We start from the raw sequence: 13,072 nt of genomic DNA, 5'->3' as shown, positions 1-13,072 counted from the left end.
ATTGGTGGCAAGGTAACCTTCGGGTCCAGCAGGGCAGTAGTGTCCTAACGGACCGTCAATGATGTCCGGTTAGCTGAGGTTCTTCCGTTCGTTGTCTTCGCGCCATGCTTTGAATTCTGCTTGCTTGGCGCGGAGGCTGGCAAACGGTGCTTCCGCGTCGAAATGATCATTGCCTGCCAATGCCGAGAGCACGGATCCGCTTGTTCCGTTGCCGGCGTTCCGCGCTGCTGAGCGGTGGCTCCGGAGATGGCACTTAGTACACTCAACCCAGGGGGCAAGCCATTCGTGATGCTCTATTTGTTTCGCGTGCCAAGCACGCATGACTTTGAAAGCGGCACTAATGGCGATCCGTTGGGATGAAATAAATCCAAATAAAGGTGCGAAGCTCACTCGGCCGCGGGAAATTTATGCTTCTTTGCAGGGGCGTAAGTGGCCTCGCCTCCGCCCAGAACAGAATGAAGTTCTGGAAGCGTGGTATGACCGACGCCGGGAGTCTGACCTTGTCCTTAAGCAGAATACTGGCGGCGGCAAGACGCTTACGGGCCTCCTGATTGCCCAATCGAGCTTGCACGAAGGTATCGGGCCCGCAGTGTTCCTTGTGCCCGACAGCTTTCTCATCCAGCAAGTGGTGGATGAAGCGAATGATGCCAAGATTCCGGTAACGCGAGATCCGGATGCCGAACAGTTCCGGTCTTCCCAGGCGATCCTAGTCACCACCTTCCACAAGCTCGTCAACGGGCGCAGCGCTTTTGGTGTGCGTGGAGTGAAGAAGGTGATCCCGCTCGGAGTTGTTATTGTTGACGACGCTCATGCCGCTCTGGCAGCGACCAACGGTTTATTTGCGGCCACAGTTCCAGCATCGTGCAAGGCCTTTGAGCAGTTGCTGAAACTTTTTTCAGCAGAGCTACGCGAGCAAAGTCCGAAAGCGTTTGCCGAGATGGAGGCTGGGGACCACGGCGCTCCTATCCGTGTACCTACTAAAGCCGTTGCAGCTCGTACCAACGAAATCATGAACATTGTCAGGCCGCATGCAAATGATGACAAGATTAAGTCCCTGTACTTCTCCTGGCCCTTCGTGGCAGATTCTTTGAAGTTTGCCACGGTTACTTTCACTTCACGGGTTGTAGAGATTAAGACCCCCTGTCCTGAAGTAGCTCTGATACCTGCTTTCCGGCAAGCCAAGCGCCGCGTGTATCTCACAGCCACGCTTGAAGACGAGGGCGTACTGGTAACGGAGCTTGACGCGGATCCCGGAGCGGTGCGTAAGCCGATCACCCCGAACCAAGCCTCGGATTTGGGCGACCGAATCGTCTTGGCCCCACTTTCCATCAACCCGCGACTGGCAGACAGTGCAATATTGAAGCTCGCTCGAAACTTCGCGGACGGCGATCGTGATGGAGATGGGAAGACGGACGCCACGCCAGTCAACGTCGTGGTTCTCGTCCCGGGAGATTATGCTGCCAGTCGTTGGAGCGAAATAGCCAATGCGACACTTCACGTCGCTGATATGGGGCCAGTTATCGAGCGCATGAAGAAGGGCGAACATATTGGTCTTGTTGTCTTGGTGAACAAGTACGACGGCGTGGACCTACCAGGTGATGCCTGTCGCCTACTTATCATCGACGGGATTCCGACCCCTCTGACCCCTAATGAGCAGAGAGCTTCAGCTGCTCTGACGGGGTCTATGTACTTCAGAGCCCGGGAAGTACAGCGGATCGAGCAAGGCATGGGGCGAGGGATCAGAGATGTAAGCGACTACTGTGCAGTTCTCATTCTTACTAACGAAGCAGCCTTGACCCTGCGAGATCCGCAACTCCGACAGTTTTACTCACCGGCGACTCGCGCGCAGGTAGAACTTAGTCTGCAGATTGCTGAACAGATCGACGGCGAAGGCGCCGATGTCATCGCAGACCTGCTTGATACTTTCTTAGAGCGCAAGACCCAATGGGTGAGCAAGAGTTTGGAAGCAACCGCAGACGTGACTTACGACAGCGCCGGCACCGTTACGCCTCTTGCTGAAGGTCGGCGGAAGGCATTCAACTTGGCTATGGCAGGGGATGCCGACGGCGCAGTGCAAGTCCTTAGGAAAGCAATCGACACCATCACTGATCCGTTGCTCAAAGGTTGGCATTTGGAAGAACTCGCCACTTACGAGCATTTTGTGGATCCAACCGCAGCACAAAAGACCCAAGCCGCGGCGCGAAAACTCAATTCTGGGGTATTGAAACCCTCAGTAGCGCCTTCCCGAAAAAAGGTTGTGGGTCCCGCTGCGCAAGGTAAGGCAGCTGCCGAGTACCTCGGTGATCGATACCAGGATGCTCGCACCATGGAACTTGCCGTGGCTTCGTTGTTTGACAACATCGCGTGGGGCGTGGAGCACGGTGCCGATCTTGCGGAGGAACAAATTCGGCTTCTGGGCCTCCATCTTGGGTTCGGCTCGATCCGCCCTGAAAAGGAGGACCGGGATGGTGGACCGGACAATCTTTGGGCTCTTACTCCCCAACAGCATGCCGTCATCGAGCTGAAGACGGATGTCTCGCGCAGCAAACCAGTAATCATCAAGAGCGAAGCCGCGCAGTTGGTCCATTCGATGACCTGGTTCGGCAAACAGTATCCAGACGCAGGTGAGCCTACGCCTGTGCTGCTCCACCCTTCAGAACTGCTCGATTCTGCAGCACACGTGCCTGGGGGAACTCGGGTGATGACAAAGTCACATCTTCAGGACCTAAGGTCAGATGTTGAGGCATTCGTTAAAGAACTCGCCTCTTCCGCTTCATGGGCCGACCCGAAGGCTGTTGCGACAGGATTGGAGCGCAACCAGTTGACCGCTGCGCAGATTGTGCCCGGCCATAGCAAGAGGATCCGATGACCAGGAATGAGCCGCGAGCAAAGGCAAGGCCCTCTTGCCGTGATCCGCTTGACTAAAGTATTCGGACGGATAGCTACAGAATTGGAGACGTCGTTGCTCACTGAGACGCAACTTGACTCGCTCATGCGGGAGTCAATCGACGAGGCCCGTCGCTCTGTCGCGGAAGATGACTCTCCGCGTCCTAAAGTCGGCGCTCTCTTGGTAGATGACAAATCAGGGGAAGTGCTTGTTCGGTCTTACAGAGGCGAGCGTCCCGGTGCTCATGCGGAGTACACATTGCTTGAGAAGGCTCGCGAGCAAGGTGTTGACCCGCGAGGCAAGATTCTCTTTACAACGCTTGAGCCGTGCGTACAACGCGGGAGCGGCAAGATCCCGTGCGTGGAGCGAGTAGAGACCGCCAATTTTGAACGCGTATATATCGGGACGTTGGATCCCAACCCCAGCATCACGGGCTACGGCGAGATGAAGCTCGTTTACGGTCAGGATGTTGGACGGTACCCGCTGTCGCTGCAAAAACAGCTGCGGGAGTTGAACGCTGGATTCTTCGAATCCTTCAAGCACAATCACATGGTTCCGTCCATAGATGCGGGCGCCCTTATGCCGTCGAAGCATGCGGTCGCCTCGGCACGCAAAGGATCCGACCGAAATCGCCTACTGCAGTCGACTCTCGACATGATTGCCGCATGCGGCGAAGATGTTCGTGTCTGGGCCGGTGATCTTTCTTGGTTGCGAGAAGCCTACATACCACTGCTTGCCGCCGCCGCAGCTGGCTGTCAGTTCAAATTCCTGACGACTCCCCCGGACTACGACGGCGAGCAAAAATACTGGGACGCATTTGCAGCTGCCAGCGCGATAGGCCAAGTCCGAAAGGCAGCGAGTGCTGGCCTACTGAAAATGACCGTCGTCGGATCAGAAGGCGCCCGGTGTGCTGTTGTGATCGATCAGGGAAGCTCCTCCCTTCTCACTGAGCCCGACGATCGTGGGCTTCTAGCCGTCCTGAACGAACGCTTCGAAATGGAGTGGGATCGATCATTGGAGGGAAGCGGCATCAGTGGCGAAGTTGAGATCGTTCCTATCCCTCGCGAAGACTTGATCAGGGCACTACATGGAGTTTCCCAGTATCGTCACGCCGAAATCGAAGTCCAGGATTTCGATATGACGACGGCTCGTCCTATGACGAGGAGCCTCGAAAGATTCAAGCTCGCCCGCCTCAGACCACTCGAAGGCCTCGTACAGTTGCTCGGGACCGAGGCCGCTGCGATTAAGGGCAGCCCGTGGCCGATTACTCCCCCTGTAATTGAGATAACACCATCCGGGCCGGTTGTGATGGATGGAACCCACCGAGCCTATTCGGCTATCCAAAGCGGGCGCCCAGTGTTGAAAGCGGTCGTGGTAAAGGGCGTAACTGAAGCTCTTCCCGCAACGCCGGCGCGCGACTGGGACGAAGTTTCCCCTTATCTAGTCAAGCTCCCTCGGGAGCAACGCTATGTTGACTACAAGAAAGAGAACTTTCGCCCAATCAGGTATGCACTGGCACAGCTCGCGCCCCCTATTTGAGTCCTTGACCCGCGCGGTCCGTTTCACAAGTGCTACGCGAAGGCTCTTGAGATCTCGACACTTGGAACCGAAGAAGGCCTAGGAGGGCTGGTTCCCCGACGTACGGATTCAGGCAACATAGCTGAGACGCCACGGTCAGTCGTTACCTGTGACTGTTAACCGAGAACGGCGGTTTGATCGCAGCTCAGAGTGGCGTTTGCGTCCCGCTTAGAGGAATAGAGAGAGGCGGCCGGCCACCAAAGCTCGGCGCGGTGTGGCCCGGCCCGTCTCTGCACGAACCGCAGCACATCTGCGTACGCATCGTTATAGAGGGCCGCGAAACGGCCCTCGCAGTTCTCTCCTGTTTGCTGTGTCCTCATACCTATACCTGTCCGGTCCTTCTGCAACTGTTACAGGTAATTGCAAGACCCGTGGCGAGGCCCGACGGTTGTGGCGCACAAGTTATCGATGACCCTGCCCGCAACTCACGCGCCTCGGACCGCGTATAAAGGGAGGGGCTGCTTTCCAGCAGCCCCTCCCTTTGTACGCGATGGCCAGCTATCGGGCTAAGCCGTTCTTACCCCGCTCGGAGCCCATTGCTGCCCCTGTGCGCGATTTTCTGGCCTTGGCGGCGCCCTTGCCCATGGTCACCGCTGCGCTGGGGTGGGTGCCCTCGCTCCGGGCTGCGGCGAGGCGGCCGCGAATCTGCGTTTCATTCGCGCCGGTCTTTTCCAGGGACTCAGCGAACTTCTCGTGGTGTTCGGCCGAACCATAGTCGGCGGCCGACGTGCTCTCGGCTTTGAGACCCTGGTCTTTCAAACGGCTGCTGTCGTTTCCGGTGACGCGGTTCTCGATCTCGCGGCCGAGTCCTTCCATGCGTGCGAAGAGGTCCTTCTCGGCGCGTTCGTACCGTTGCTCCACGGGCGTCCGCTCGGAGCCTTTGAAGCCGCCCTCTGCCAGGAGTTTGGCCTCATGCATGTCTTTGGCTGCTTTCACGAACGCGGGATCCTCGAAGTGGGAGTCGCCGGCACCATTGACGTTCGCAGTGGTTTCCTTCCGCAGCTGGTCAATGTCGGGACCGTTGATCCCGTCCTTGCCGATGAGGAACATGCGTTCCTGCACGGTCGCGTCTGCGGCTTCCAGTGCCTTGACGGTCTTTGCGCTGTGAGCTGTCTGCAGCGCCTGTGCCAGTTCGGGATTGGCCAGGTACTCTGCAGGCACCTGGTGGCGCTCCATTTCCGGGGCCAGTTTCGCGGCCAGGGCGCGGAGGTCTTCAGCCCGGGCTACTGCAAGCATCTGCATTGCCTTCTCGTGTTCGGCGGCTGCTTTGCGCGTTTCTTCCTGGCTACGCCCCAGCGCGTCTTGCCGGGCTTTCTCGGTGGTGATGCTCTGGATCCCTGACTCCAGATAGGCGGCGTCAGCGCCCACGTCGTGGGTGTCGATGCCGTAGCGCGTGAGAACTTCCTGACGGATTCTCTCAGAGGCTGCCAGGGCGGCCGGGTCGTGGTCCTTCCAGCCCTCCGCGACGGCGTGTGCCGTGGCGATGTCGTTCGGCTGTGCCTTGTCCCACCACTGGTCCTTCTCCACGGGTGCCAGGGCTGCGTGCGCTGCGCTGCGTCCAGCGGCGAGGCGTGCCCTCGCTTCGTGCGCTATCTGGGCGTCCTGGTGTTCCTGTTGCCGCTGGCTCTCCTGGCGTCGGCGTGCCAATGTCTCGGCAATGCGTGATGCGATCATCAACGACTGCCGCAGCCCGCCGTCCAGGACGTCATCCATTCCATCTGATTCACTCATCGTGCTCCCCTTGCAGTTGGGTGGTGATTTATCGGTCGAGGCCCGACCCGGAATCGCGTCGGCTGGGCTGATGGGTCTTGGCCGGCGTTGTCGGCGTCGGCGTCGTTGGCACTACCGATCCCGGACGGATGGGTACCATTCCGCGCCGGGCAATGTCGATCGCGCTGGGCGCCACTGCAGCCTCAGCTGCAGGCTGCTGCTCGGCACCAACCAAAACCGCCTTGGGCATGGTCGCTGTGAACGGGGCCAACTGCTCCTCAACCACCGACCGAATGCGCTGAGCCTCACGGGTCCGCCCGGACTGAGCGTGCATCTCGTACACCGCAAAGGCGGTGTTGATCAGCTGCACCATAAGTGCCGTCTGTGCTGCCGTCTTGCTCTTGCTCGACGCTGCCATGAACAACATGGCAGTACCGGCAATCGACGGAAGCGCGACGGGTTTGCTGTGCTGTCGTGGCGCGCGGAGCTGTGCAGTGCGGGACAGTTCCGCGGCGGTAGCCGCCAACGGCCCGGGCGTCGGTTCAAGACGGTACGACCATGCCGCGAACGCACCGGAAACTTCCCGTGCGGCCTTCGCCCAGGTCGCGTGATCATCACGCGGAATCGTGCGCAGCTGATCAGCCAGTGCAGTCGCGTTGCGCGTGTACTCCACCCACGCTTCTGCCGGCGGCGTTGCATTCTCCGGGCCGGTCTTGGAGACCGTGCGCTTGTTCCGTGCCGCTGCGTTCCACTCCGCTGCAGCTTCCGTGGCAAGGCGCGGTGAGTCGAGCCATTCTTCACGCAGGGCTCCGAGCTTCATGTCAGAAGCGAGCGTCCCGCCGCCGAACCAGATCGGCCGCTCTCCCCGGGCGGGACGTTCAGCCACGGAGTACCCAACAATGACGTCGGTCGTGTTCTTCGCGTAGCGCGGCCGGACCAGCAGGCCGGTGTCCCGGGCCCGGCGGACGAACTCCGCTTCGGTCGCTGAGGCACTCGCGCTGGCCCGTACCTTCCGGGCCAGTGATGACCGGTGCATCTCGCGGTCATCCCTGATGGCGGTGGCCTTCTCGGCCCGGTCGTATCCACGGGTAGCGTGCACCGTGGACAGCTGTTCCAGACCGTACTTGACCTCCAGCTCGCGGCAGGTCTGCTGTGCCCGCTTGTAATCCCCATGGGTGGAGGCTTTGGTGCCGTCCTCGCGGACGAGAGACACTGCCAGGTGGATGTGGTGATTGCCGTTCTCGGACGTGCCGTGGTTCACCGCGGCCCACCGGCAGGGGGCCTTGCCGCTCGCTTCGGTGAAGCTCATGGAGTCCACGAAATCGTTGGCGATATCGCCCCACTGCTGGTCCGTCAGTGCGCCCTCTTCCGCGCGCAGGCTCAAGGAACAGTGCCACACGCTGGCGTCCTTGTACCCGACATGGACGCGCTCCTTCTTCGCGGCGTCCCACTGCATGTCTTTGATCTGCACCGAGACGCCAAATGCCTTGCGTGGACGGTCCAAGTGTTTGGCGATAGCCATCGCGTCGTTGTGGTCCAGTACGCCGTCGTCGTACCACGCCATGATGGCAGCGTCTCCCGCAACCAGGTGCGGATCCTGATGGGCGTTCTTCGTCTTGTTGACGTCAGTCGACGTGAGGTAAACCATGAGGCCGGCCATGCGCGAACCGCGAGTGATGTTCGGAATCATGCCTACATCAGCCCGTCAATGGCGTCGTCGATCCGCATGGCCACAGAGCGGATGTGCTTAAGCGCTTCGCGGGCTTCAACAGGGAACTCGCTCGTGGCGTTCGCCTGCCGCGCGAGCTGGTTGATGTTGTTGGAGGAACGGGCCAGAAGGTTATGCAGCGACATCAGCTCTGCAGCGATGGCGCGGCGTTCCGTCGGCGAATCGGAATGCTCCGACAAGGCTGACGAAATCAGCAGGTTCGGGACGGTGACCCTCTCACGCTCAGCCCTGGCGACGAGGGCCGCTTCTTCCTCCACAGTGACCCACACGTCACGGCGCTTCTTGGACCCTGCGGGCTTGTTCTCACGGCGACGCCGGGAGAACCGGGAACGGGCGGCATTCTCTTCACTCACTCGTTCCCCAATCCCTCAAAAAGCCCAGCGCAGCGACCCCGAACCCGGGGACCACACTGACCAGTGTGCCGCACTCGACCGCCAGTGTCGAGCGCGACAAGCCACTTACACCCGTGTAAGTGTATAACTTGCTCCGGATGGTTGGCTTTGGAGGTTTTTTCAGTTTTCGGTTCTCGTTCGCAAAACCTCCCGACCCATGGTGGATGGTTCCGTTAGGATCGGGGCATGGACATCAACGACATAGCCGCTAAAGCGGCTGCAAAGATTGACGCTGCCAGGGACGCGAAAGTGAACGCTGTGAAGGCAGCCGCCGCCAGCGGCGTCGAACTCCAGGAGGCGGCTCAGCTGCTTGCTGCCGCCGAACAGAAATACGCCAAGGACTACCAAAACGCCCTTCGCTCGGATTGGACCGAATCTGACCTGCGAGGGTTCGGTCTCGACGCTCCGGCGAAGAAAGCCGGCGGCCGTCCGCGCGGCAGGAAACCTGTCCGCGAAACAACCCCGTCAGCTGGCGGGGTCCAGGAGTAACCCCTCGCCCACATGTGCACGGCAAAAGCTAAATCCTTCGGGCTTTTCCCGCACACACATGGACGACGGGACCCAGCCGACCGCCTGCACACAACCACCACGTCACGACACGCTCAAGACTCGCCCAGCGCGAGCGGTCGCTGTGCACAGCCTCGTATTCCATGGGCGTCGGTAACCGGGTGGGTTTCCCATGGTCCAATCCGTGGCGTTGCCGTCTCCCCCCGCCGTCGTGGGCGGGTTTCTTTCAGCCGGGACGACACACATCTACTATGGGAGCCGAGTCTGGCAGGCACAGGAACCCTGAGCCAGTGGGGAGGTTCTAAGGCACCTGGGGGCTCCCAGCCGGTTACGGGCGATGACAACCACAAGCTGCAGGGCGGCGACCAATCACCACACAAGAAGCGACACCCAAAGACAACACCAGGCAGGACAACCCGCGCTGTTAGCATCATGAAATGGTCAATTTTGAGGCGGAGCTTAGGTCTCCGTCGGCGCTGCGGCAGTTTCTTCTTCTACTGAACATCAAGCAGTTGGCGGACGAGAACCGGCACCGTTCAGCGGACATAACAGGGCTGTACGAGGAAGCGCAGAAGTTTGGCCTCGATTGGCGCGCTTTTGACAGCGATCTTGAGGAGCTCCTGGACAAGGATTGGATCTTCTACGAGAAGGCCTCCGGACGAACAAACGATGTCACCATCACTCAACAGGGCGTCGATGCCGCCGACGATTTCCGGTCCTTCATAACTGACCCTCGGAAACGCAATATAGCCGCTCGCGATGCGGTGCTCCAATGGCTCTACGATGAGCACCTGCACGGGCAGTCATCGCCCAACATCGCCAGATTTACTATCAGTAAGTACGGCAAGTTCTATGGTGATGACTTCACCGAGACTGAGATAAGCCAAGCGACCCGTTTCCTCCGGGAACGGCAGTTCATCCGGGGTAAAGCTGCCATGGGCGGTGCCGTCATTCGGCCCGAAATCACAGCGTTGGGCATACAGAAGATCGAAGACCAAGACATGCCGCCAGCTGTGGCAGCAAGCGAAAGGGCACCAGTGATCCACATCACCAATTCGGGCAGCATGAACCTCACCACTGGGGGCAGCAACGTCTCTCAGTCGATCACACTGACGTCTAATCAAGTTGATGATGTTCGCAAGGTCGCCGCGGCACTCAGGGAGATGCTCCCCATCCTTGGTATCCCCGCCGAACGTCAGGCAGAAGTCGTGGAAGTTGCCACTGAACTCGAACAGGAAACGAACGCTCCTGCACCAGCACCGAGTCGGCTGAAGTCGCTCCTTGCCCGGATGATGGAAGTGCTCGCTCTCGGCACCGCTGAGAACGCCGTAGAAGCCCTGAACGGCTTGGCGGAGAAAGCACTTGAAAGCCTCTAGCAGGCTTCCCCTCTTTCTAGAGGACGGGAAGCCAAAACGACGTCGTGACGGCTGCGAATAGACAGGTGACAGGTGCGTCAGGGCTTGGCCTGCCCGCCGGCATCCCTTACGAGCACTCGGAGCCAGGGCGCCTGCCGGAGAGGCTTCAGCCAGGCTAGTCCTTGCGGATGGCTATGAGGTTTTTGCCGTCTTCCAGAAGCGCGTATAGGTTTTCCCGCGCTTCCTCATAGGTGTTGCCTTCGGCCTCAATGTGTCCGTAACTGCCGTCCGGGTTAGTGATGGTCCCGATGAGTATCACCGCCTGGGCCTATGGGGCAGCAGGCTCGGCGGGCTCAATGAGCTCTGGGCCATTGTTACGCACGCTGTTCACCCGGGGGCTGACGATCCGCGGTGTCAGGGTCGGTTCCGGCAAAGAGTCCAGCAGGTGCTGGATGCCGTCCTTGTCGGTCAGGTCCGGGTCCAGCCATTCAGCAAACCGGTCCCGCGGGATGATCACTGGGGAACGGTCATGGACGTGCCCCAAGGCGTCCTGCGTTGTGGTGGTAAGAACGGTGCAGGTGAGCAGCCAGCGACCAGGGTCGTCCTCGGGCAGCGACGGATCAGCCCACCACTCGTACAGGCCGGCGAAACCCAGCAAAGGCTCGTTCTCGGAGTACAGATAGTTCGGGATCTTTTTCCCGTCCTCAGTCTTCTGCCACTCGTAATAACCCTCCGCAGGGACGATCGCACGCCGCTTCACCGCGGCCTTCCGGAAGGACGGCTTCTCCAAAATGCTCTCGCTGCGGGCGTTAATAAGCTTGGAGCCGATCTTGATGTCCTTCGCCCATGACGGCACCAGGCCCCAGCGGGCAATAAGCAGATGCCGGTCGATGGTGCCCTCATCCAAACGTTCGGCAACAATCGGCACACTTTGAGTGGGTGCCACATTCCAGCTCGGCGGGGGCGGACTCCCCTCAATCTCTTTAGCCTCAAAGTGGCTCAAAAGGTCGCCGGTGGCCTTGGACATCACATATCTACCGCACATGAGGCCATTCTGCCCTGCAGCCGTGGCAGAAGTGCTTTAAGCAGGCGTTCCAGATTTGTCGAGTTCGTCCGGGGGATTCACCGGCGATCGACGCAGTAGTTGGATTTCCTGGTACGCGCCATGCTTTCCTGTCCGTTGTCCAACGGCAGCAATTTGCCAGCCACGTTCGACGGCCTCTGGGTGCAGCTCAGTCTGAACATCCCTGCCCGCGCATATTGCAGTCTCTGTAAAGGCGTCTACGCCGACTATGTTGCCAGTGAACTCCCCCGCCGAGGCACCGAGATGGAACTTGGGGTGAACTCGGATAGTTGATGCCTGTTCTCCAATGAACAGCTCGTCACCCCAGGGAAACCTAGACTTGGGCACAAAATCTGCGTCTGACATTTCTCCCAAAATGTCCTGTAGCGCAGTGCGCCATTGTCTTCTTGGCAGCTCATCCAAACCCAGCGGACAGATGAACCTTGGTGCTTCCCAGCCTTCGGCGATAGCCAAGTAACTCCCGTGCTCCATCGCTACCATGCGCTCCACGCGCCCAGAGTCCAGCTTCCACGAGACGTAGAAGCCGTTTTCGTAGTACTTGTGTTCAGCAATGGCACCCAATCGAGACTTCTGCCGAACCACGGTTGGGGCTTTCTTCCTGATCCTTCGAATAATGCCAGGACGGCCTTCTGCTGCGTCAGAAACAGCTGATGCGAGGGCTTCGATTGCTTCGTTCGTAACGCTTTCAGATTCGGCTAGGACATCATGCTTTCCAATGGAGCCAAGCCCACCGAGCCGCAGACGCACCACCTGCCATCCGGCGCCGGCGAGCAGTTGGTTACGCGTGTTGTCATCCTTTTCCTTACCTGCATGGGTGTGCGCGGGATCGACTTCCACACATACCTTGGTCTTGGAGATCAGGATGTCCGGGGTAAGGATGGGAAAATTGTTGCGCTGTGGCTCATGGCCGCACTGAATCGCACTCCGCCCCTTGTGAACGGTGAATCCAGCGGCGACGAGTTTCTCTCTCACTCGCTGCTCAGTCTGAGAAGTCGTGAGATTCCGTGACTGGATTACCGTGCCAATTGGATGTTTAGGAGTGGTTACCGTTTTCCTCGCAGCAAAGGAAGCACTCCGGCATGGGCGACACATGGCCATGTTTTCGGCGCCGGGTTTGGCAATGACTTCGTGTCCGCACTCCAGGCGCACCCAACCGTGCATTTGCTCACCCAAGCAGGTAAGGCATGCCCGTGAGCCACCGCCCTGTCGGCGCCAACCTGATGCCGCTCCACACTGAACCACTGCTGACTCAATAAGATTGTGCCCCTGATCGCAAATCCAACGCACCTTCACTGGCGATGAGGCTGGAATGTCGTTTGGGCCGAATGGATTTTCGTCATCCCACATATCCAGAACTTCCTCATGCCTTGCTGCGACCGTTGTCTCGGGTTTAGGTGCCCGTCGAGCAAGGCCCAACCTTGTCCGCTCTTCCGGCGTAAGTACCGGCCAATCCTCAAGTGCCTTCACAACGGCCCCCCATTTGAAGTTCTCGCATAGTCCCTGTTTGAAGGAGCGTAGATGAGGGGTCAGACAAATGCGGAGCCCTCTAGGGGGACTTTCGAAGAGCTGGCGTGAATCCGTCCCACTTCCTTGACCAACGATTCTCAGTGCTTGGAGGCGGGAGGGTCTCCAGGGGATGTGCCATATACGGTCGCCGTGGCGATAGATCTAGACTTTAGGTATCTGGGTGCGCGGCCGGCAGTTGCCGGAAAGAACTCGACATGGTGAGTCGAAAGGCGATCCAATGAACGCTCAACTTACACTGACGGCATGGGCGCTTGCCCTGGCACTTGTCGGATGTAGTGCCGGAAGCCCAGCGGGAAGTCCCAG

Annotated in this window: 10 protein-coding genes; 4 read left to right on the top strand and 6 right to left on the bottom strand. The window is 59.3% G+C overall.

Features of this window, described 5'->3' with window-relative positions:
* Positions 1-319: 319 nt before the first annotated feature.
* A complete protein-coding gene (locus QFZ40_RS21585; protein ID WP_306907085.1) occupies positions 320-2,869 on the top strand; it encodes a DEAD/DEAH box helicase family protein in 2,550 nt (849 codons plus the stop codon).
* A gap of 6 nt (positions 2,870-2,875) precedes the next feature.
* Positions 2,876-4,426: a hypothetical protein gene (locus QFZ40_RS21580; RefSeq protein ID WP_306907084.1), complete on the top strand. Its 1,551-nt coding sequence runs from the start codon at positions 2,876-2,878 to the stop codon at positions 4,424-4,426.
* A gap of 537 nt (positions 4,427-4,963) precedes the next feature.
* Here QFZ40_RS21580 and QFZ40_RS21575 read toward each other — a convergent pair.
* From QFZ40_RS21575 to mobC, 3 genes are read right to left on the bottom strand one after another with little or no spacing between them, the layout of a single operon-like run.
* Positions 4,964-6,196: a hypothetical protein gene (locus QFZ40_RS21575; protein WP_306907083.1), complete on the bottom strand. Its 1,233-nt coding sequence runs from the start codon at positions 6,194-6,196 to the stop codon at positions 4,964-4,966.
* 28 nt (positions 6,197-6,224) lie between these two features.
* Complete coding sequence (locus QFZ40_RS21570; protein ID WP_306907082.1) at positions 6,225-7,865, bottom strand: relaxase/mobilization nuclease domain-containing protein; 1,641 nt, start codon at positions 7,863-7,865, stop codon at positions 6,225-6,227.
* Positions 7,866-7,867: 2 nt separating this feature from the next.
* Positions 7,868-8,257 carry a plasmid mobilization relaxosome protein MobC gene (mobC, locus tag QFZ40_RS21565; RefSeq protein ID WP_306907081.1) on the bottom strand — a complete coding sequence of 130 codons (390 nt, stop codon included), beginning with the start codon at positions 8,255-8,257 and terminating at the stop codon, positions 7,868-7,870.
* Between the two features lie 225 nt (positions 8,258-8,482).
* Between mobC and QFZ40_RS21560 the strand changes: the two genes are divergently transcribed.
* Both QFZ40_RS21560 and QFZ40_RS21555 read left to right on the top strand, forming a co-directional pair.
* Positions 8,483-8,785, top strand: coding sequence for a hypothetical protein (locus tag QFZ40_RS21560; RefSeq protein ID WP_306907080.1), 303 nt, complete (start codon positions 8,483-8,485; stop codon positions 8,783-8,785).
* 455 nt (positions 8,786-9,240) lie between these two features.
* Complete coding sequence (locus tag QFZ40_RS21555) at positions 9,241-10,179, top strand: hypothetical protein (RefSeq protein ID WP_306907079.1); 939 nt, start codon at positions 9,241-9,243, stop codon at positions 10,177-10,179.
* 154 nt (positions 10,180-10,333) lie between these two features.
* Here QFZ40_RS21555 and QFZ40_RS21550 read toward each other — a convergent pair whose 3' ends face one another.
* From QFZ40_RS21550 to QFZ40_RS21540, 3 genes are read right to left on the bottom strand one after another with little or no spacing between them, the layout of a single operon-like run.
* Entirely contained in the window at positions 10,334-10,477 is a 144-nt protein-coding gene (locus tag QFZ40_RS21550; RefSeq protein ID WP_160142498.1) for a hypothetical protein, read from the bottom strand.
* Between the two features lie 9 nt (positions 10,478-10,486).
* The gene (locus QFZ40_RS21545) at positions 10,487-11,203 is read right to left on the bottom strand and encodes an SOS response-associated peptidase (protein WP_306907078.1); all 717 of its coding nucleotides are present in this window, start codon (positions 11,201-11,203) and stop codon (positions 10,487-10,489) included.
* A gap of 36 nt (positions 11,204-11,239) precedes the next feature.
* Positions 11,240-12,214: a DUF559 domain-containing protein gene (locus QFZ40_RS21540; protein ID WP_306907077.1), complete on the bottom strand. Its 975-nt coding sequence runs from the start codon at positions 12,212-12,214 to the stop codon at positions 11,240-11,242.
* Positions 12,215-13,072: the final 858 nt, after the last annotated feature.

Source organism: Arthrobacter pascens (genome assembly GCF_030816475.1).
Classification (GTDB): domain Bacteria; phylum Actinomycetota; class Actinomycetes; order Actinomycetales; family Micrococcaceae; genus Arthrobacter; species Arthrobacter pascens_B.
Note: the sequence above shows the minus strand (reverse complement) of the source record. Positions and strands in the feature narration are given on the sequence as shown.